Annotated in this window: 18 protein-coding genes; 10 read left to right on the top strand and 8 right to left on the bottom strand. The window is 37.7% G+C overall.

Annotation, left to right across the window (positions count from 1 at the left end; translation table 11 throughout):
- Positions 1 to 11: 11 nt before the first annotated feature.
- From JM81_RS15070 to JM81_RS15055, 4 genes are all read left to right on the top strand, one after another.
- Positions 12 to 2,033 carry a M3 family metallopeptidase gene (locus JM81_RS15070; RefSeq protein ID WP_144804634.1) on the top strand — a complete coding sequence of 674 codons (2,022 nt, stop codon included), beginning with the start codon at positions 12 to 14 and terminating at the stop codon, positions 2,031 to 2,033.
- A 130-nt stretch (positions 2,034 to 2,163) separates the two neighbouring features.
- Positions 2,164 to 3,177, top strand: coding sequence for a hypothetical protein (locus JM81_RS15065; RefSeq protein ID WP_144804632.1), 1,014 nt, complete (start codon positions 2,164 to 2,166; stop codon positions 3,175 to 3,177).
- A gap of 256 nt (positions 3,178 to 3,433) precedes the next feature.
- A complete protein-coding gene (locus JM81_RS15060) occupies positions 3,434 to 5,698 on the top strand; it encodes a PAS domain-containing sensor histidine kinase (RefSeq protein ID WP_144804630.1) in 2,265 nt (754 codons plus the stop codon).
- Positions 5,699 to 5,708: 10 nt separating this feature from the next.
- On the top strand, positions 5,709 to 6,125 hold the full coding sequence (locus JM81_RS15055) for a response regulator (RefSeq protein WP_144804628.1): 417 nt from the start codon (positions 5,709 to 5,711) through the stop codon (positions 6,123 to 6,125).
- A 108-nt stretch (positions 6,126 to 6,233) separates the two neighbouring features.
- Here JM81_RS15055 and JM81_RS15050 read toward each other — a convergent pair whose 3' ends face one another.
- Complete coding sequence (locus JM81_RS15050; RefSeq protein WP_144804626.1) at positions 6,234 to 6,590, bottom strand: rhodanese-like domain-containing protein; 357 nt, start codon at positions 6,588 to 6,590, stop codon at positions 6,234 to 6,236.
- A 72-nt stretch (positions 6,591 to 6,662) separates the two neighbouring features.
- On the opposite strand from JM81_RS15050, the gene JM81_RS15045 reads away from it, so the two are divergent.
- Together JM81_RS15045 and JM81_RS15040 are read left to right on the top strand one after the other, a co-directional pair.
- Entirely contained in the window at positions 6,663 to 7,217 is a 555-nt protein-coding gene (locus JM81_RS15045; RefSeq protein WP_089259402.1) for a sigma-70 family RNA polymerase sigma factor, read from the top strand.
- 2 nt (positions 7,218 to 7,219) lie between these two features.
- Positions 7,220 to 7,450: a hypothetical protein gene (locus JM81_RS15040; RefSeq protein WP_315897755.1), complete on the top strand. Its 231-nt coding sequence runs from the start codon at positions 7,220 to 7,222 to the stop codon at positions 7,448 to 7,450.
- Here JM81_RS15040 and JM81_RS15035 read toward each other — a convergent pair.
- On the bottom strand, positions 7,437 to 8,270 hold the full coding sequence (locus JM81_RS15035; RefSeq protein WP_144804624.1) for a hypothetical protein: 834 nt from the start codon (positions 8,268 to 8,270) through the stop codon (positions 7,437 to 7,439). The genes JM81_RS15040 and JM81_RS15035 overlap by 14 nt on opposite strands.
- A gap of 129 nt (positions 8,271 to 8,399) precedes the next feature.
- Here JM81_RS15035 and gcvP point away from each other — a divergent pair, with 129 nt between their 5' ends.
- The 4 genes from gcvP to JM81_RS15015 all read left to right on the top strand — a co-directional run bounded on the left by gcvP (position 8,400) and on the right by JM81_RS15015 (position 13,866).
- The gene (gene gcvP, locus JM81_RS15030) at positions 8,400 to 11,252 is read left to right on the top strand and encodes an aminomethyl-transferring glycine dehydrogenase (protein WP_144804622.1); all 2,853 of its coding nucleotides are present in this window, start codon (positions 8,400 to 8,402) and stop codon (positions 11,250 to 11,252) included.
- Positions 11,253 to 11,415: 163 nt separating this feature from the next.
- Positions 11,416 to 12,474, top strand: coding sequence for a 3-oxoacyl-ACP synthase III family protein (locus JM81_RS15025; RefSeq protein ID WP_144804620.1), 1,059 nt, complete (start codon positions 11,416 to 11,418; stop codon positions 12,472 to 12,474).
- Between the two features lies 1 nt (position 12,475).
- The gene (locus JM81_RS15020; protein ID WP_144804618.1) at positions 12,476 to 13,000 is read left to right on the top strand and encodes a class I SAM-dependent methyltransferase; all 525 of its coding nucleotides are present in this window, start codon (positions 12,476 to 12,478) and stop codon (positions 12,998 to 13,000) included.
- Positions 13,001 to 13,011: 11 nt separating this feature from the next.
- Positions 13,012 to 13,866: a glycosyltransferase gene (locus JM81_RS15015; protein WP_144804616.1), complete on the top strand. Its 855-nt coding sequence runs from the start codon at positions 13,012 to 13,014 to the stop codon at positions 13,864 to 13,866.
- A 50-nt stretch (positions 13,867 to 13,916) separates the two neighbouring features.
- Here the strand turns inward: JM81_RS15015 and JM81_RS15010 are convergent, their stop codons facing one another.
- The 6 genes from JM81_RS15010 to JM81_RS14985 form a co-directional block, all read right to left on the bottom strand.
- The gene (locus JM81_RS15010; RefSeq protein ID WP_089259397.1) at positions 13,917 to 14,426 is read right to left on the bottom strand and encodes an OmpH family outer membrane protein; all 510 of its coding nucleotides are present in this window, start codon (positions 14,424 to 14,426) and stop codon (positions 13,917 to 13,919) included.
- Positions 14,427 to 14,479: 53 nt separating this feature from the next.
- A complete protein-coding gene (locus tag JM81_RS15005; protein ID WP_089259396.1) occupies positions 14,480 to 15,313 on the bottom strand; it encodes an OmpH family outer membrane protein in 834 nt (277 codons plus the stop codon).
- 103 nt (positions 15,314 to 15,416) lie between these two features.
- On the bottom strand, positions 15,417 to 18,035 hold the full coding sequence (locus JM81_RS15000) for an outer membrane protein assembly factor (RefSeq protein WP_144805664.1): 2,619 nt from the start codon (positions 18,033 to 18,035) through the stop codon (positions 15,417 to 15,419).
- 4 nt (positions 18,036 to 18,039) lie between these two features.
- A complete protein-coding gene (locus JM81_RS14995; protein ID WP_144804614.1) occupies positions 18,040 to 18,780 on the bottom strand; it encodes an isoprenyl transferase in 741 nt (246 codons plus the stop codon).
- Between the two features lie 6 nt (positions 18,781 to 18,786).
- On the bottom strand, positions 18,787 to 19,473 hold the full coding sequence (locus JM81_RS14990; RefSeq protein ID WP_144804612.1) for a DUF6089 family protein: 687 nt from the start codon (positions 19,471 to 19,473) through the stop codon (positions 18,787 to 18,789).
- 112 nt (positions 19,474 to 19,585) lie between these two features.
- Positions 19,586 to 20,467: an NAD kinase gene (locus tag JM81_RS14985; RefSeq protein WP_144804610.1), complete on the bottom strand. Its 882-nt coding sequence runs from the start codon at positions 20,465 to 20,467 to the stop codon at positions 19,586 to 19,588.

Genomic DNA, 20,467 nt, shown 5'->3' with positions numbered 1-20,467 from the left:
CACGTAAAACAATGCAAAATCCACTTCTTACACCTTTTGATCAGGCACCATTTTCAAAAATAAAAAATGAGCATTTTAAGCCTGCCTTTCTACAATCTATTGAAGATGCAAGAGCGGAAATAGATGCTGTTACCGAAAATACAGATACCCCTACATTTGAAAACACCATAGAGGCGCTAGAGTTTGCCGGTCAGCAATTAGACCGTATTTCTAGTGTTTTCTTTAATCTTAATTCTGCGGAAACCAATGAGGAAATCCAGAAAATAGCTCAAGAAATTTCCCCGTTATTATCAGAATTTGGCAATGACATTACTTTAAACGAAGCTTTGTTCAAAAGGGTTAAGGCGGTCTATGACCAAAAACACAATTTGGACCTAACTGTGGAACAACATACACTTTTAGATAAAAAATATAAAAGTTTTAGCAGAAACGGAGCCAATTTATCTGAAGACAAAAAGAAACGTTTAAGAGAAATAGATGCAAAACTGGCAAAGTTAAAATTGACATTTGGTGAAAACGTTCTAGCGGAGACCAACAAATATCAGTTACATTTAACGAATGAAGCTGATGTAGACGGGTTACCCGAAGGCGAAAAAGAAGCAGCTGCACAATTGGCAATTTCAAAAGGAAAAAAAGATGGTTGGATGATCACCTTGGATTACCCTAGCTATATACCGTTTATGAAATATGCCAAAAACCGGGAATTACGCAAAAAGCTTTCATTGGCTTTTGGCAGTAAAGGATTTCACAACGATGAATTGGACAATCAAGAAAATGTCCTTGAAATAGCAAAATTACGTTTTGAAAGAGCCAACCTTCTTGGGTACAAAACACACGCTCATTTTGTTTTGGAGGAGCGTATGGCAGAAACGCCTGAAAAGGTACATGAATTTTTAAACGAACTCTTGGACAAGGCGAAACCTGCGGCAGAGCGCGAATTCATGCAATTAGAAGAGTTTGCCAAAAAAATGGATGCTATTGACCGCCTGGAAAAATGGGATGGCAGCTATTATTCCGAAAAATTAAAGCAGGAGTTATTTAATTTGGACGATGAAAAATTAAAACCCTACTTTAAACTGGAAAATGTCATTAACGGTGTCTTCAAAGTTGCCGAAAAATTATTTGACCTGCAGTTTAAGGAAGTAGAAGATGTAGACAGATACCATAATGAAGTAAAAACGTATAAGGTCTTTGATGTAAACAATAACTTTATTTCCTTGTTCTATGCGGATTTTCATCCTAGGGCAGGCAAAAGAGGGGGTGCTTGGATGACCTCCTTTAAATCACAATGGAAACGCAATGGAGAAAATGTAAGGCCGCACATCTCCAATGTCTGCAACTTTACCCCTTCTACAAAGAGCAAACCATCATTACTAACCTTCAACGAGGTTACTACTTTATTCCATGAGTTTGGCCATGGGCTTCATGGTATGTTGGCGAACACTACCTACCCTAGCCTTTCCGGCACCTCGGTATTTTGGGATTTTGTAGAATTGCCTAGCCAAGTTTTAGAAAACTGGTGCTATGAAAAAGAAGCGCTGGAATTGTTCGCAAAGCACTATGAAACCGGAGAAACCATACCTATGGAACTGGTTGAAAAAATAAAGGAATCCGCTACGTTTCAAGAAGGAATGCAGACTCTACGTCAATTAAGTTTTGGTTTATTGGACATGTCTTGGCATGGTGGGGACCCTACCCAAATTTCCAATGTTAAAAAGCATGAGGATGAAGCGTTCAAAAATACCAACTTATACCCTGAAACTCCGGAAACATGTATGAGCACAGCGTTCTCACATATATTTCAAGGTGGTTATTCATCAGGGTACTATAGTTATAAATGGGCAGAAGTGTTAGATGCAGATGCGTTTGCATATTTTAAGGAAAAAGGTATTTTCAATAAAGAAGTAGCTACCAAATTCAAAGACCACGTTCTTTCTCAAGGAGGAACCGAAAACCCCATGGTACTTTACAAACGATTTAGGGGAGCAGAACCAAAGGTTGAGGCTTTGTTGGAAAGGGCCGGATTGTTATAACCTTTTCATTGATTACCCTTAACAACTTATTTTAAGGGCTAGACCTTACCGGAAGAGGAGATGACAACAATAAATTTACGTATTGATGCAGTTGAATTATTTTGAAAATTCAAAAGCAAATATTTATATAATGCGTAAATTATTTATACCGATGGCCGCAGTACTTTTTTGGTCCTGCAGCACCGATGCCGAGCTTTTCTCAGAGAATCTACTAGAAGAATCCACTAACACATCTCCCATTTTAGCCACCCAGTCTTTAGCGGTAGATGAACATTCCGCCACGGGTACATCTATTGGCACAATTGTGGCAACGGATGCTGACAATGACGAGTTATCCTTTAAGATAGAAGACGGTAGCCTAATAAATATTGATGAAAAAACTGGTGAGGTTACCGTTGGTGAAGGTTTGGTATTAGATTTTGAGACTGCGACCAGTCTATCGTTCACGGTCTCTGTATTTGATGGTACGGATATTTCCCAGCAAACCTATGACGTAACAATTAACGACATTGATGAGTATATGCTTCTTGAACAGGAACAAAAAAATACCATAGATTATTTTATGTACCTAACCTTGTGGCAATCACCAACCCACACCCCACTTGAAAACAGTAGCCGTTGGCAAACACCTATGAACATTTATTTGGATGGTTCAATTTCCACGTCGGCCAAAGCAGATATAGAAAATGTCTTGGAAGAATTCAATATCATATTTGAGGAAAGTAGTTTTAGTTTGTCCCTTGTATCAACAGAGGAAAGTGCCAATGCCCACCTTTATCTTGGAGAAACATCAGAACTGGAAAACCTTTGGGCGGATATGTATGAGATTGTACATGGCAAAACGTATTCTGGGTATGCAATGACGGCCAATAACAGTTCGGTTTTGAGTAATAGTAGAATCTGGGTCTCAACCACAAGCTCCATATTGCTTAAACATGAATTAGGACATGCCTTAGGGTTTGGACATTCTGATAAATGTGAATCGGAGAATAGCTTTATGTGTTCCAATATTAGTCAGGAGCATGACTTTTTAGAATTGGAAAAGGAGATTTTAAAACTTGCCTATTCAAATGAAATGCCAGAAGGCCTTACCGAAATAGAAATAAAAACATATTTGGCCAACAAAATGATTTTAGGGGACTAAGGCTCTTTATAATTATAGAAATTTTTATACTCCAATAATTACTTGTAAACCTTTTGTTTAATACAGAAGGTTTTTTTTATCCAATACGTTGCACCCTCCTATATGCGCCAAACCATTTTTTTATCAAAACTTATTTCAAATCAAGCATTTAATCTATATATTGTAACCTATTACGTACAATATGCCTCTCATTTTTCCTGCCCGCACATATCATCATCTATTTATTTCAAAAAGTATAAAATTTCAAAATTAGAATATGGTAGAGAAGCAAGTTGAAAATTCTAGCTTACTTGAGCTCCTGGAATATACCAACCAATTAGGTAAAATAGGTGTTTTTAAATTTGACGCCTTAACGGAAGATATTTATTGGAATGACATTATGCGGGAGATATATGAAGTTGATGATAACTTTACACCAACCATACAGAACGTTTTTTGCTTTACCGGAGCCGGTGCTACCAATGACAAACTGGAAAGAGGGCATTTAGATACACTCAAACATGATACGCCACAAAAGATTGAACACGAAATCACTACCGCCAGAGGAAATAAACGCATTGTTCAATGTACGACCCAACCAACTTTTAGCAACGGTAAATTGACAAACATTTTAGGAACTGTGTTTGATATTACCGAACGTAAACTATCGGAACGTGAATTATTACAAAGAAACAAGCAATTAAACTTTGCCGAAGAGATTGCCCAAATGGGGTATTGGGAATGGAAACCCATGAATGATAAATTTATATGGTCAGATAATCTCTATAAAATTTTTGGTCTAGAAGTAGGCATTGAAATGAGTCTAGAACTATTGGTAAGCCGTGTTCATCCAGATGACAAGGAACATGTGCAGCAGGTTACCATGGATTTATTCGAGACAAAAAAATTCAAGAAGTTTACGTACAGAATCATACCACCCAAGGGTGCAATAAAAACATTGGAGGTATTGGGGCAAGTAGAATGTGATGATAGCGGTAATATTGTTAAGCTAATTGGGGTAACACAAGATATAACGCATCGTATAGCCACAGAACATGAACTAACTCAAAAAAATCAAAATTTATTATTAGCTGAAAATATAGCAAAAATCGGATTTTGGCAATGGACACCAGAAAAGGATGAATTTATATGGTCAGAAAATCTATATAGAATCTTTGAATACGAAATTGGCACTAAAATGAGTATGGAATTATTTTCTGCACGTTTTCACCCAGAAGATTTAGAGAAAATAAACCAGAACGTAAACAAGTTCATGGAAAAGGGGGTATTTGAAAAATATTCATACCGCATTTTGTTACCCAATGGAACAATAAAAGTTTTGGAGGTTCTTGGCCAATACATCACCCCAAATGAAAAAAACAAGCAACAAATCCTTAGCGGTGTTATACAAGATATAACCGATAGAGTTGATAGGGAACAAGAATTAAGAAACAAGAACAAACTTTTGAGCATGGCCTCCCAAATTGCTAAAATGGGATATTGGACCTGGAAGATTGAAGAAGATAAACATATATGGTCAGACAACTTATATACTATTCTTGAACTTGACCCTAACACAAAATTAAATAGTGAAATTGTACTGTCACTTGTTCACCCTGATGATAAAAAAACTTGCGAAGACGCTATGAAATTGGGAATAGCTACCAAAAAATTTCCAAAATTCAGGCATAGAAGAATTTGCAAAAATGGAGCAATAAAGACCTTAGAGCTTTCAGCTGAAGTTATAATAAATGAAAATGGAGATATAGTTGAATTTATAGGTACAACACTAGATATAACAGATATCATTAAAAATGAAATTGAGTTATTGAAGGCAAATAACAACTTGAAGGAATCCAAAATAAAACTTACCGCCAGAAACAAGCAGTTGGCAGAATTCAATCATATTACATCACATAATCTAAGGTCACCGGTAAGTAACTTAAATGCCTTGTTATCAATGTTCAAGGACCCCACTTATGAGGATTTAAAAGAGGAACTTTTTCAGAAATTTGAAATTGTAATAGATCATCTTACCTTAACACTGGACACATTAGTAGAGTCGCTTAAGGTAAAGCATGAGGCCAACAAATCCATTCAAAAATTAAGCTTTGATGAAACCCTGAACAAAACCAAGGAAATTTTGGCTGCAGAGATCATACAGACCAACGCAATTATAAAATGTAATTTTACCAATGTTCCCAAAATAGTGTACAATCAGATATATTTAGAAAGTATTTTTCTTAACTTGATAGGGAATGCCATAAAATATAAATCTAAGGATCGTGTGCCGGAAATAGAAATAGAGTCCAAGGAAGCTAATGGCAAGGTTCACCTATCGTTTAAGGACAACGGTATAGGCATAGACTTAAAGCAACATGGAGATAAGTTGTTCGGTTTGAACAAAGTATTCCACAGACATCCAGATGCCAAGGGAATTGGTCTGTTTTTGACAAAGGCACAGGTTGAAGCTATGGGTGGAACCATTTCTGCACAAAGTGAAGTAAATGTAGGTTCAACTTTTACCGTAACACTAAACTAACTCACAACTTATGAATAACAACATTAACATTTGTATAGTGGATGATGATGAAATTTATCAATTCACAATGGCAGCTACACTAAAGGCCTTTAATTCGGTTAAAAAAATAATTGCTTTTAAAGATGGTTTAGAAGCTATGGATTTTATGTTGGATAATCTCAGCAACGAGAAAGAATTGCCAGATATCATCTTTCTTGATATAAATATGCCCGTGATGGACGGTTTCCAGTTTATGGAAGAATATGTAAAGATCCATCCTAAAGTAGGAAAAAAGATAATTATCTATATGGTTTCCTCCTCTGTAGATGAAGTTGATATTGAGCGTGCAAAGAAAATAAGTCAGATTTCAGATTATATCATAAAGCCTATAAGGGAGACCCAATTAAAGAATATCCTTGCGCAATTGGAGGAAGACGGTAAATTATAATCAATTAAACGACCATCTTTTTTAATTGAAATATTGCTCTGAGATGGCCATGGAATTTTCTTGGCCAATTTTAATGGTAAGGGCTGTAATTAAACAAAATTTTATTTTTCAACGTTGATCATTTTGCCAATCATCAAAGCCGCCTTCAAGGTTGATTACTTTTGTAAAACCTAAGGAAGCCAAACGTTCTTGAGACTTTAGGCTCCTACCCCCTTTTTTACAATAAACATAAATGGTTATATTCTTATCAATGTTTTTGACCTTTTCATTAAAATCTTTTGAGAACCAATCAATATTGATTGCCCCGTTAATATGACCATCCTTATATTCCTGAGGGGTTCTTACGTCCAGCAAAAGTACATTTTCCGCATTGGAAAACGTAAAATCAGATATTGGCTGGGAAGTTATTTGACCATAACTTACTTGACCTATGACCAATAACAATACAAATACAATTTTCTTCATAAGAGATAGGATTGAGTTCAAAAATAATCATAATCCCTAAAATTACTCTATTTTTGATAGGCAATAGAAAAAATGGAAACACATCAACTTCATCCGGACACTTGGGTAGATCTTTACGCGGATTATTTATACAATTACGCCGTTGCTAGGGTAAATGATGCTGAAATTGCCAAAGATTTGGTACAGGAAACCTTTATAGCGGGTTTAAAGTCCGCTAAGAATTTTAAGGGTGATGCGGCAGAACGCACCTGGCTCATTGCCATTTTAAAACGTAAGGTCATAGACCATTACCGTAAGATAAATTCCAAAAAAGGTAAGGCCGAGGTGAGAATGAACTACAGCGCACAGACCGATGCCGAAGGAGATTGGCTTGAAGAGCGCATAGCCGACCCCAATAGCAATTTTGAAAACGATGCGCTGGAAAATGAAGAATTAGGACTTGCCATTCAAAAATGTATAGCCAAACTACCCAAAAAACAAGCACAAGTTTTTACCATGAAAACAATAGAAGGTATGGAAACTGAAGATATTTGTAATGCATTGGGCATAAATGCGTCTAACTTATGGGTAATGATACATAGGGCCAGAACTGGTTTGATGGGTTGTTTAAATCAAAATTGGTTTTAATTATGATGATTTCATGTGAAAAGGCAGCGTGCATTTGCAATAAGGCTCAATATAAAGAGGCTTCATTTTGGGAAACCATTTCGTTAAGGTTTCATATTTTAATGTGCAAGGCCTGTACTAAGCATAGTAAGCAAAACAAAAAGTTGACCACGCTTTGCAATAAAGCCAATTTAGTCGCTTTGTCCGAAGAGGATAAACGCAAAATGAAAGAATCGTTACCTACAAAGAATTAGTGGTCTTATTTAAAAGTACCACTATACTCCACCATATTATAGGCAAGGCCTCTACCCAAAATGATGCATAATATTTGGACTGATTTTTTTTGCTCCTATATAAAGCCAATAGCAACAATAGCCCAAAAACCGTATTGGAAATAATCAAAGTTGGCTCAACATTGGACTTAAGAAATGTAATTGTATAAAAAAGTAAAACCCATACATAACCAATTCTTCTTGCACCTACTACACCTAAACGTTGTGGCAACGTTTTCAAATCTGCATGATCATATTTTAAATCCCTAATCTCAAAGGGTACCAAAAGTACCAACACCAACAAAAAACGCTGTACGGTTTCAAGTTGAATATCATAATTCATTTGTGAAGTTTCGGAATAAACAGGCAATATGACGGTGGTACCGGCCCACACCAAAGCAACTATTAAGATCTTAAGTCCACTTAGACTTCTGAAGTTTCTATGCCTGGGCAAAACGGGCAAGGCATAAAGAGCCGTAATCCCGCCCAGAACAAGCAACCCCATTAAAACCTGTTTCGATAAAAAAAAGGAATGGTAAATTGCAATAAGCGTACAGATAATGCTAAAAAATTGGATGTTCTTGTGGTATCTGTTTGCTACAAGGATATATTTATGGGCCTCAACTCCATATTTCACAAAATTATAACAACCAATAGTCCCAAAAAATATAAAACAATATAGGCGAAAATCAACGTTTATGTTTACCGTTAGGGCCGTTATATGCATAAGGCTCAATACCGCAAATGCCACATGAATACTAGCATCTAGATAAAAATCAAAAACTCTCTTGAACCAAGCCATTGAACAAAAGTAGCTAAAGTGTTTATAACCTTAAGTTTTGGTTAAAAACTTTACTTGTATAGCACTCCATAGCAGTCAAATTACCCATATTTATTTGGTAATTTTGTATCATATATAACAAAACTAACTATGAAGACTGACGTGTTTGCACTGCGCCATATCGGCATAAGGGAAGAAAATTTAAAACACATGCTTGACACCGTAGGTGTCGATAATTTGGAACAGCTAATTTATGAAACGATACCCGAGGATATCAGGCTTAAAAAACCCTTAATTTTAGATGAACCGTTAAGCGAGCATAGATATTTGGCGCATATAGAGGCCTTATCCAAAAAGAACAAGGTTTTTCGTACCTATATTGGTTTGGGCTACCATGAAAGTCTTACACCGTCCGTCATCAAAAGAAATATTCTTGAAAACCCAGGTTGGTATACGGCATATACCCCTTATCAGGCAGAGATCGCCCAAGGCAGATTAGAAGCGTTGTTAAATTTCCAAACCATTGTTACGGATTTAACGGGGATGGAACTGGCAAACGCATCACTTTTGGATGAAAGTACTGCTGCCGCGGAAGCAATGACCATGCTATATGATGTACGTAGTAGGGAACAGAAAAAGAACGAAGTCCTAAAATTCTTTGTTTCTGAAGAAATCTTGCCCCAGACACTTTCTTTATTAAAAACGCGCTCTACACCTTTAGGAATTGAATTGGTGGTCGGTAATCATGAGGAGTTCTGTTTTGATAGTGACTATTACGGTGCCTTATTGCAATATCCCGGCAAATATGGTCAGGTCTATGATTATTCGGATTTTGTTTCCAAGGCCAAAGCCAATGATATTAAGGTGGCCGTGGCTGCAGATATTCTGAGCCTAGTGGCGCTTACTCCTCCGGGTGAATTTGGCGTAGATGTTGTTGTCGGCACTACCCAACGGTTTGGTATTCCATTAGGGTATGGAGGTCCACATGCAGCCTATTTTGCAACCAAGGAAGCCTATAAGAGAAGTATACCAGGACGTATTATTGGAGTTACCAAGGACACGGATGGCAAACCTGCACTGCGCATGGCCCTACAAACACGGGAACAGCATATTAAAAGAGACAAGGCTACATCCAATATATGTACCGCACAAGTACTTTTGGCCGTAATGGCTGGTATGTACGGGGTATATCATGGTCCTAAAGGATTAAAGTATATTGCGAATAAAGTACATGCCACAGCAGTAACCTTGACAGACGCCTTGGAAAAGTTAGGCCTCTATCAAATGAACACGGCGTTTTTTGATACCATAACCGTAAAGACCAACTCCAATTTAGTGCGTCCCATTGCTGAGAAACATGAGGTCAATTTCTTATATGTGGACAACGAAACCATTTCAATAGCTGTAAATGAGGCAACTTCCATAAAGGATATTAATCAAATTCTTTCCATTTTCTCGGAAGCATTGGGAAAAAATAAAATTGAGGTTACACAATTGATAGCGGAAACCAATATTCCCGATCATTTACAGCGTACCAGTAGTTTCATGGAAAATAAGGTTTTTAATTCGTACCATTCAGAAACGGAATTAATGCGCTACATAAAGAAATTGGAACGTAAGGACCTTGCTTTGAACCATAGTATGATTTCTTTGGGAAGCTGTACCATGAAGTTGAACGCAGCCACGGAAATGCTACCGTTAAGCATGACGCATTGGGGAAATATTCATCCGTTTGTACCTGTTGAACAAGCTGAAGGATACCAAATTGTATTGAAGGAATTAGCAAAGGACCTATCTATCATAACAGGGTTTGCGGACACTTCCCTACAACCCAATTCCGGAGCTCAGGGAGAGTATGCAGGTTTAATGGCCATAAGGGCATATCATGAATCTAGAGGAGACTCCGATCGAAACATTTGTCTTATACCCTCCTCTGCCCATGGAACCAACCCTGCTTCTGCGGTCATGGCAGGAATGAAGGTAATTGTCACCAAAACCGATGAAAAAGGGAATATTGATGTGGCGGACCTAGAAGAAAAAGCCAAGCTACATTCAGACAAATTGGCCGCATTGATGGTAACTTATCCATCTACCCATGGTGTTTTTGAATCCTCCATAAAGCAAATTACCAAATTAATACATGATCACGGAGGTCAAGTTTATATGGACGGTGCCAATATGAATGCACAGGTAGGATTGACCAATCCGGGTATGATCGGTGCAGATGTATGTCACTTAAATTTACACAAAACATTTGCCATACCACACGGTGGAGGTGGTCCAGGAGTAGGTCCAATATGCGTTGCCCCACAATTGGTACCGTTCTTACCAGGAAATCCCGTAATAGCCACCGGTGGTGAAAATGCCATTACTGCCATATCCGCTGCACCTTGGGGCAGTTCTCTGGCTTGCCTAATATCATATGCCTATATTAAAATGCTGGGCGAAGAAGGGTTGACCCATTCTACAAAGATTGCCATCTTAAACGCAAACTACATCAAACAACGTCTAAGCGGAAAGTTCGATGTGCTATATACCGGGGAAAAAGGCAGGGCCGCCCATGAAATGATCATTGATTGCAGGCCCTTTAAACAAAACGGCATAGAAGTTACCGATATTGCCAAAAGACTAATGGATTATGGCTTCCACGCTCCAACAGTTTCTTTCCCCGTTGCCGGTACCGTAATGATAGAGCCTACCGAAAGTGAAAATCTTGAAGAACTGGATAGATTTTGCGATGCCATGATATCGATAAGGGCTGAGATTGACGAAAGTTCCCAAGAGCAACCTGACAATGTGCTAAAGAACGCCCCACATACCTTAGATATGACCACTGGCGATGAATGGCCTTTTCCATACTCACGACAAAAAGCCGCTTTTCCTTTGCCATATATAAGGGAAAATAAATTTTGGCCAGCCGTTAGAAGAGTTGATGATGCCTATGGAGATCGTAATTTAATCTGTACTTGCGCTCCGATCGAGGCCTATGCAGATATAGAATAAGTAATGTTTTCAGTACTTTACAAAGCCTTTTCAAAAAATTGAAGAGGCTTTTTTCTTGTATGTATACTAGAAAATTGGCAAATGGACATCGTAATATTTATTATGCATGCATAAAATAATTAAATCCAGATGATTAAATTTCTTAATAAACCAATAGAGCACAATGAGCATAGCAATAACCGGTACAGGTAGTTATATACCATCCCAAACCATTAAAAATTCAGATTTCAGCGATCACCAATTTTTAAATTTGGACGGCACAACGTTTAATCATGAAAATACGGTCATTATTGAAAAATTTAAGGCCATAACAGGGATTGAGGAAAGAAAGTATGCGGATAAAAAATATACTGCCTCTAATCTTGCCTATTTTGCGGCAGAAAAGGCTATTGAAGACGCCCAAATTGATAAGGAAACCCTGGATTACATAATTGTGGCCCACAATTTTGGCGACATTGCATATGGTCAGAAACAAGGCGATACATTACCAAGTTTGGCTACACGGGTAAAGCATCAGTTGAAAATCAATAATCCAAAATGTGTTGCCTATGACCTTTTGTTTGGTTGCCCAGGCTGGTTAGAAGGGATGATTCAGGCAAATGCGTTTATTAAAAGTGGAATAGCCAATAAGTGTTTGGTAATCGGCGCAGAAACCTTATCAAGGGTAGTTGATGATTATGATCGTGATAGTATGATCTATTCAGATGGTGCAGGTGCGGCCATTGTAGAAAGAAAAGAAAACAGTGGAGAAATATTGGCTCATGAATCTGCCACTTTTGCCATTGATGAGGCCAACTATTTATTTTTTGGCACTACATATAACAAAGAAATCAATGATTCTGCCAACTATATAAAAATGTACGGTAGAAAAATTTATGAATTTGCCGTGACCCATGTTCCTAAAGCCATGGCAGAATGCTTGAATAAAAGCAATATATCAATAGATGAGGTAAAAAAAGTATTCATTCATCAAGCAAACGAAAAAATGGACGAAGCCATCTTAAAACGTTTTTATAAAATATACGGTAAGCAAATGCCGAAAGATATTATGCCCATGAGCATATCAAAGCTCGGAAACAGTTCCGTAGCCACCATACCTACATTATTTGATATGGTTAAAAACGGTAAATTGGAAAATCACGGTATTACCAAGGGAGATGTTGTTATCTTTGCAAGTGTTGGCGCAGGCATGAACGTCAATGCAATGGTATACAGAATTTAAAATGTACGAAAAAAGCTTTCCCAATAAACGATTTAGACATACGCTGCAGTTTTTACAAAAGCACATTGACACAAGTGAAACAATATTGGATTTAGGCGTTGAAAATCCGTTTTCACATATTATGCAAGATAATGGCTATACCGTTAATAATACTAAAGGTGAGGATTTGGATGTTGACTACTCCGCTGTACTCAACCCTGAAGTTAATGTAATTACCGCTTTTGAAATTTTTGAACATTTATTATCACCATTACCGGTATTATCTCACATAAAAGCAGATAAACTTGTTGCCAGTATTCCATTAAAGCTATGGTTTGCGCCCGCTTATAGAAGCAAAACGGATAAATGGGACAGGCACTACCATGAATTTGAAGATTGGCAGTTTAATTGGTTGTTAGAAAAAGCTGGATGGGAAATTCAGGATTCCCAAAAATGGCCCAATCCGGTTAAAAAACTTGGAATAAGGCCTTTACTGCGGTATTTTACCCCCAGATATTATATTGTTTACGCTACCCGTAAACACTAGATTTTTTTCAAATGGACTACTATATCGTAATTCCCATTCACAATGAAGATGCCTATTTAGAGCAGACGCTGACCGCTGTCGCCCTCCAAACATTATCTCCTAAAAAAGTTATACTGGTCAATGACAATTCTACAGATAATACGGAAACTGTAATTAATCGTTTTGTACAAGAGCATTCATTTTTCTATAAATTGAATATTATTTCTTCTTCGGAGCATATGCCCGGAAGCAAAGTAATCAATGCGTTTAACAAAGGTCTGGCCATTTTGGATGACGCTTATGAGTTCATCGTTAAATTGGATGCGGATATCATTTTACCCACAAATTATTTTGAAACCATCAGTAATCATTTTAAAAACGACCCCCAAATAGGAATATGCGGTGGCTTTATTTACGAAAAGCAAGGTTCTGGAGAATGGGTACTTAACCATCCTATGAACAAAGACCACGTTAGAGGTGCCATAAAAGCATATTCCAAAGAATGTTTCAAGGCAATAGGAGGCTTAAAAAATGCCATGGGCTGGGATACTGTAGACGAATTATTAGCGCGATATAACGGCTTTATAATGCATACCGATGATGAACTCAAGGTTAAGCATTTAAGACCCACAGGAAAGGCATATAACGCCAAAGCCAAAAGGTTACAAGGAAAAGCAATGTACAGCATGCGTTATGGATTTATAATCACAACTATTGCTTCTTTGAAAATGGCCATAAAAAACAATTCCATTAAATCATTCTGGAATAATATGGCCGGCTACATATATGCCAGTAGAAACAACAATAATTATATAGTCACAGAAGAAGAAGGTAAGTTTATCAGAAACTTACGCTGGACAAATATCAAAAGAAAAATAGGAGTATAAAAAAAGCCATCTAAATTAGATGGCTTTTTCTTTATTATCATGGCTTCTATTTAGAAACCTAATTGTTTTTTAACATCTGGAAGAAGATCTTTCCCTTTTGCCACGATCAAACCACCACCGGCTTGCGCATCGATTACATAATCAAAACCTTGGGCAGCCGCTACTTGCTCTATTGCCGCTTTTGCCTTTTCTGAAATAGGAGCGAACAATTCTGCTTGTTTCTTTTGAAATTCCTGTTGTGCAGCTTGTTGGGCTTCACCAATATTTTTTTCAAAACCTTGCAATTCTATAGCTCTCTTGTCATTTTCCTCTTTTGACTTAGAGGCCGCTTCATTTTGGTATTGTGTAAATTTATTACGCAATTCTGTCATTGAGGCTTGAATATCTGCATTATAGGTTTCCTGTAATTTTTTTAATTCTGCTTCGGCAGCTTTCATTTCTGGCATTGCCGATAATAATTGAGTAACATCAATATGCGCAACTTTACTTTGTGCATTTACGAAACTTGTCGTTGCTACGAACAACAATAAGGCTACTACTATTTGTTTTACTTGTTTCATGAGTTCTAATTTAAATCTAATTTGAGTGTTAATTTTATGGTTAATAAACCTATTTAAATAGTACCGTTATCATCTTTTTCGGTATCTCTATTTCTTTCTTTTAATTTTTCCTGTTTTTTAGCTTCACGCTCTTCCAGTAATTTTTTTCTTCGCTCCTCATATGCTTTCTTACGCTCCTCACGTAATTTCAATTGCTCTGCCCTTGTATCTGCCGCAGTCTTTTCCCTTACCTCAGCAGCCTCGTTAGCTTTGTCCAAACGTTCTTGCAACGCTTCGCTAATTTCTTCTTCCTCTACCACATCCTCATCTTCAAAAGCGTCTAACCGATCGTTCGCTTTTTTGGCGGGAGCACTTACTTTTCTGGTCCGTGCTATTCCCCTCAAGACAATATCGCTAATATCATGTCTTTTTTCAGAATACAACATTACGACATCCGCAGATTTATCAAAAATAAAATCATACTTTTTATTTGCCCCAATTTTTTGTACCTCATTGAACACTTGGTCCTGTATTGGTTGTATTAACCTACGTTTTTGTAAAACCAAATCTCCTTGCGGCCCAAAACGATCTTGTTGGTACTCGATCATTTCCCTTTCCAAAATCTGAATCTCTTCCTCTCGTTCAGCGATCAACTCAGGAGTTAGCAATACCTTCTCCGCCATTAAATCTTTTTTCATTTGCTCAACAACGCTTTGCTTCTGTTCAACATCTACCTTCCAGCGTTGTACCTTAGTCTCTAACTGCTCCGTAGCATCACGGTATTCCTCTACGTTTTCAAGGATATATTCCATATCCACATAGGCTATCCTTACGCCACGTTGTGCCAATCCTACTGTGGTCATGAACATGACCGTTACCAGAAAAAAGATGTTTGTTCTTGTACTCATCATTGATATCGTTTAATCTTATAGAAAATATCGTGCCAAAACTACTAAATCTTTTAAAATGAAAGGATTAGCGTGTGCAAGATATTTAATATTGTCGTAAAAATTAAAACTGTTGACCAATTATGAAGTGAGTTTGCCAACCGCTAGGACCCTGTCCTGCCGATTGCGGTCTAAGATCTTCATCAAATCCGTAACCAAAATCAATACCCAGCAAACCAAATGCCGGCATAAAGATCCGCAGCCCCACGCCGGCCGATCGTTTTAATTGAAACGGATTAAACTCCTGAAAATTGTTGAAAGAGTTACCTCCCTCTAAAAATGCAAGTCCGTAGATAGACGCCGAAGGTTTTAAAGTTAATGGATAACGTAATTCCAATGAAAATTTATTGTAGATCAAACCTCCATCCTGCTCACCGGTAATTGGGTCTACCGGGGTTAGGGCTTGGTTATCATATCCTCTTAGTTGTACTACGTCCCTACCATCTAAAGTAAAGTTACCTAGACCATCACCACCAACAAAGAAACGCTCAAAAGGAACATCGCCAATATCGCTGTTGTAACTTCCTAAAAATCCGAACTCGGCATTTGATCTTAGAACCAACTTATCTACCAAGGTCGTGTACCAGTCTCCTTTAAACTTTATCTTATAATATTCCAAAAGCCTAAAACGTTCTTGATCGGAATTTTCCAATTCTTTGACTTCACTAGCAGTTAACGTCTGTCCCAGGCTTCTTCTTTCCGCCTGCAATTCGGTTAACTCTTCAGAGCGTTCCTTTAGTGCTTTAAAATCCTTGTCGCTGAACAATGAATAGGGAGGGGTAAATTTACCTGTTAGCTCAAAAGTAGATCCTGAGGTCGGAAATATACGGCTAGGACCTTGTGAATTTCTAGAAATTCCGAATGTATATGCCAAGGAATTTGCTTTACCATTACCAAAATTGAAGAGGCCTATATTATAATTTCTAAAATCATAAAGCTGGTATCCCAAAGAATGGGAAATAGTAAAGAAATCATCTGGCCATTGAACACGTTTTGCCAAACCGGCTGTAACCCCTGTGATGGAGAATTGCTGATCTTTATTCACTGTAATACCATTGGTGCCACCATAGGATGCAGCAAATTGTTGCGTTCTGGATACACTTAAATTAAAACGTACTGGTTTTTTACCTCCCAACCAAGGCTCAGAAAAATTAAGACTATAGACCCTAAACGTTCTACTTGCCTGTAATCTTAGGGCAAACGTTTGCCCATCACCCATTGGTACAGGTTTATACTTTTCTCCCTTAAACAAATTCTGGATAGAGAAATTACTAAAGGATAGTCCCAATGTACCTATAAAGCCACCGCCGCCATAACCACCTTGCAGTTCTATCTGGCTAGATCCAGACTCTACCAAGCTCCAAGCAAGGTCAACGGTACCGTCATTAGGGTTGGCGTTCAACACATCTGGTGTAATTTGTTCTGCATCAAAAAATCCAAGTTGACCCAGCTCCCTGATACTTCTAATAATGTCCGACTTATTGTATTTTTGCCCCGGACGGGTACGCAATTCCCTATAAATAACATGGTCGTTGGTCTTATCGTTACCGCTTACCGTTACATGGTTAAGAAACGTCTCCTTACCTTCTATAATCCTAATTTCAAAATCAATGGTATCATTGGCTGCTGAAATCTCTACCGGATTGATAGTAGAAAAAAGATAACCGTTATTTTGATACAAACTGGTAACATCTGATGGATCTGGTTTGGAATTGTCCGCTATACGCTCTCTAAGTAATACCCCATTATAGGTATCACCCTTTTTAATTCCTAAAACTTGATTTAATTGGCGATCGGTATAAACGGTATTCCCAACAAAATCAATATCACCAAAATAGTACTTATCCCCTTCTTCAACCTTTATATGCAAGTCAATGTTATTTTCATCTACCTTGACCACACTATCCGATATTACCCTGGCATCACGAAAACCGTTTTCGGCAAACTTATCGACCAATAATCCCAAATCTTCCTTATAGTCTTCTTGAATGTATTTTGATTTTTTCCAAAACCGACCAAATTTTTTCTCTTTGGTATTTTTTAAAGCCTTTCGTAATTTTTTATCCTTTAGCTCTTCGTTACCTTCAAATACAATTTCCCGTATTTTAACCTTATCCCCCTTTTTTACGTTAACAACCATGCTCTGGGCGTTGGTCTCTGAAGTATCCTTGGCTGTCGCTATATTAACCTGCGCATTTAAATACCCTTGTTTTTTATATTTATTGGTGATATAGTTTTTGGAATTGGAAATAAGACTTTCCGTTATCTTTTTACCTTTCTTAAGATCGGTATCCTTGATCAACCCTTCTACCTTCCCTTTTTTGACCCCATAAAACGTAACATTGGTAAGTGTAGGGCGCTCAATGATATTAAGCTCCAAAAAAACATTGTTGTCCACTATATTTGTAATATAAAACTCAATTTCACTGAACAGCTCCAGTCCCCATAATTTTTTAATGACCTCACTAATCTGTTCCCCGGGCAAGGTAATGGGTTGCCCTACCCTAAGTCCGGTATAAGTCTTTACCGTCTGCTCGTTATAACTTTCCAGCCCGGTAACTTCCAATCCCCCTAGTATATAACTTTTGCCGTCTTCATAAGAAGTCTCCTGGGCTAAGGTAGTTAAGGAAATTAAAAATAAAAGGGTGGATAAAATGTGGTTCAAGGATATGAACCTGGTCATATCTTTAAGTGAGTTGTTCGCTAGTTTTTCCAAATCTTCGTTCTCTGTTCTGGTAATTTTTAATAGCCTCCACCAAATGGTGTTCTCTAAAATCTGGCCAAAATACATCAATAAAGTATAACTCGGCATATGCAATTTGCCATAATAAAAAATTGCTGATCCGATGTTCTCCACTAGTACGGATAAGCAAGTCTACGTCTGGTAAATTGTGCGTGTAAAGATGGTTATTTATAATGGTTTCGTCAATATTTTCAATTGAAATTATATTATTTTTAACTTTGGTACTGATGGCTTTAACCGCAGACTGCAGCTCTTCCCGAGCCCCATAGCTAAGTGCCAAGGTAAGGGTCATGCCTGTATTTTGCTTAGTTTGATCCATTACTTCAATCAATTCCTTATAGGCTTTTCCCGGCAGGGCCTCTATATTCCCAATTGTATTTAAACGGATATTATTTTTGTTAAAAGACTTAAGTTCTTTCTTTAAGGACGACACCAACAAGCGCATAAGTGTCTGCACTTCAACCTTTGGTCGATTCCAATTCTCTGTTGAAAAAGTATATAGGGTTAAAAAATCTATACCCAATTGAGCGCATTCCTCGACAACTATCCTTACGGTCTTTACGCCATGTTCATGACCAAAAACCCTGAGCTTTCCACGCTCCTTGGCCCACCTGCCATTACCATCCATGATTATGGCCAAATGTTTAGGAACGTTTAATTTATCAATCTCGTTTATATTGCTCATGTTCATTTACTCAAAACAATCCATACAAGGCTTTCTGCCAAAAGTATAGGTCAATGTCAATCCAGAAAAAACATACCAGTCATCACTAAAAATGTTTCCAAATTGAAATTCCTCATAATTGGAACCTTGTGGATTACTGGCATCCAAGTTGTCCGTAAAGGTATACCTAGCACCTATTTCTGCCCCAAAAATAAGAAACTGATTGATACGATACTTAATACCCGCCGTAATTGGCACGGCAAAACTACCATCTTTTTGGTTAATTTCCTGTAAAACACCTCCATTAAAATACTCATAGTCATACCTGAAATAGGTCACCCCTGTGTATAGATAGGGAGTAAATGCCGGACCCAATTTATGAAGGTTGTAATCTATAAAATTGAATTCCAAACCAACGGAACCCTCCAAAATATGGTTGTCCACTACATAGCCACGTTGTTGTCTGGCCGTAGAACTAGATTTGTTATCGTCTGCGGTGAACTGACCGTACATTAAACTGGCCCGCCATGCATAACGTTTACTTTTGTTCCATTTAAAAACCCCTCCAAGAGCAATATCGGATGGCAATATATAGTTGGTTCTTCCAACATCTCCAATAGTATTTGCGCCACCAGCAAAAACACCCACTTCATAAGTTTGGGAATGCAGGCCACTCATTGAAAATAGTAGCATTAATAACGCTATATAACGCATAAAATAATATTTGCAGTTGATGCCCGGAACCTGTTTTACCTAGATTCCTGAACAAAAAATTGTTCTCAATGGATAAACAGCGTTTGAGGTCATTTATTGTTTTAAACCAAGTTCAATTTCTTCTATCCTCACCCCAAAGCAACTTGTTCCTAAGTGTTTTCAAAAAACTTTCTGAAGTATACTCGATCATTTTAATTGTAAAGGAAGCCTTGGTAATAGTGATTTCCTCACCGTTCTCCAAAGAGGCAATTCTGGAATCCAAAGACACCAAATGGTTTTCCTCCCTGCCAGAAACCTTAAGTCGTATAACCGTATCATCTGAAATCACCAATGGTCTGGCATTTAGGTTATGTGGTGCAATTGGGGTGAGCACCAAGGATTTTGCAGTAGGCACTATGACCGGCCCGCCACAACTTAATGAGTACCCTGTTGAACCTGTTGGAGTCGAGATAATTAGTCCATCTGCCCAATAAGATGTTAGATATTCATTATTTAAAAAAGTCTCTACGGTAATCATAGAGGTAGTATCTTTTCTACTAACTGTAATTTCGTTGAGCGCAAAATTAAGGTTTCCAAATTCCTGATCCAATTTTTTGGTATTCAATTGCACCAAACTACGTTCTACAACGGTATAGGCACCTTGCTTAAACTCTTGGACCACTTTCCTGACATCTTCCTTCTTAAAGGTGGATAAAAATCCCAACCTCCCCGTATTTACACCTACTATAGGAATGCCTAAATCACGAACAAATGTCGTAGCCCTAAGGATGGTGCCATCACCACCAAAACTTACGAACATATCAAAAGTTGCGTCTAGGCCATGATCTATGGTAAAAGTGGAATAAACTTTTGAGGCCCCACAATCTTTATATAATTCATAAAAGTCTTCTTCTATAGCGACAACGGCACCTACTTGCTCTAGTTCATCCAATAATTCAATTAGATATTCTATTGCATTATCTTGATAGGTTTGACCATAAATGGCTACTTTCAT

Source organism: Maribacter sp. MAR_2009_72, from assembly GCF_007827235.1.
Taxonomy (GTDB): Bacteria; Bacteroidota; Bacteroidia; order Flavobacteriales; family Flavobacteriaceae; genus Maribacter; species Maribacter sedimenticola.
The sequence above is the reverse complement of the archived record's forward strand: the minus strand, read 5'-3'. Positions and strand labels throughout refer to the sequence as shown.

Excerpts from the sequence above, each read along its gene's own strand:
- JM81_RS15070 (WP_144804634.1), top strand. The coding sequence starts at position 12 with ATGCAAAATCCACTTCTTACACCTTTTGATCAGGCACCATTTTCAAAA.
- JM81_RS15065 (WP_144804632.1), top strand. The coding sequence starts at position 2,164 with ATGCGTAAATTATTTATACCGATGGCCGCAGTACTTTTTTGGTCCTGC.
- JM81_RS14985 (WP_144804610.1), bottom strand. The coding sequence starts at position 20,467 with ATGAAAGTAGCCATTTATGGTCAAACCTATCAAGATAATGCAATAGAA.
- JM81_RS15020 (WP_144804618.1), top strand. The coding sequence starts at position 12,476 with ATGTACGAAAAAAGCTTTCCCAATAAACGATTTAGACATACGCTGCAG.
- JM81_RS14990 (WP_144804612.1), bottom strand. The coding sequence starts at position 19,473 with ATGCGTTATATAGCGTTATTAATGCTACTATTTTCAATGAGTGGCCTG.
- JM81_RS15045 (WP_089259402.1), top strand. The coding sequence starts at position 6,663 with ATGGAAACACATCAACTTCATCCGGACACTTGGGTAGATCTTTACGCG.
- JM81_RS15005 (WP_089259396.1), bottom strand. The coding sequence starts at position 15,313 with ATGAGTACAAGAACAAACATCTTTTTTCTGGTAACGGTCATGTTCATG.
- JM81_RS14995 (WP_144804614.1), bottom strand. The coding sequence starts at position 18,780 with ATGAGCAATATAAACGAGATTGATAAATTAAACGTTCCTAAACATTTG.
- gcvP (WP_144804622.1), top strand. The coding sequence starts at position 8,400 with ATGAAGACTGACGTGTTTGCACTGCGCCATATCGGCATAAGGGAAGAA.
- JM81_RS15060 (WP_144804630.1), top strand. The coding sequence starts at position 3,434 with ATGGTAGAGAAGCAAGTTGAAAATTCTAGCTTACTTGAGCTCCTGGAA.
- JM81_RS15055 (WP_144804628.1), top strand. The coding sequence starts at position 5,709 with ATGAATAACAACATTAACATTTGTATAGTGGATGATGATGAAATTTAT.
- JM81_RS15000 (WP_144805664.1), bottom strand. The coding sequence starts at position 18,035 with ATGACCAGGTTCATATCCTTGAACCACATTTTATCCACCCTTTTATTT.
- JM81_RS15015 (WP_144804616.1), top strand. The coding sequence starts at position 13,012 with ATGGACTACTATATCGTAATTCCCATTCACAATGAAGATGCCTATTTA.
- JM81_RS15050 (WP_144804626.1), bottom strand. The coding sequence starts at position 6,590 with ATGAAGAAAATTGTATTTGTATTGTTATTGGTCATAGGTCAAGTAAGT.
- JM81_RS15010 (WP_089259397.1), bottom strand. The coding sequence starts at position 14,426 with ATGAAACAAGTAAAACAAATAGTAGTAGCCTTATTGTTGTTCGTAGCA.
- JM81_RS15025 (WP_144804620.1), top strand. The coding sequence starts at position 11,416 with ATGAGCATAGCAATAACCGGTACAGGTAGTTATATACCATCCCAAACC.
- JM81_RS15035 (WP_144804624.1), bottom strand. The coding sequence starts at position 8,270 with ATGGCTTGGTTCAAGAGAGTTTTTGATTTTTATCTAGATGCTAGTATT.
- JM81_RS15040 (WP_315897755.1), top strand. The coding sequence starts at position 7,220 with ATGATGATTTCATGTGAAAAGGCAGCGTGCATTTGCAATAAGGCTCAA.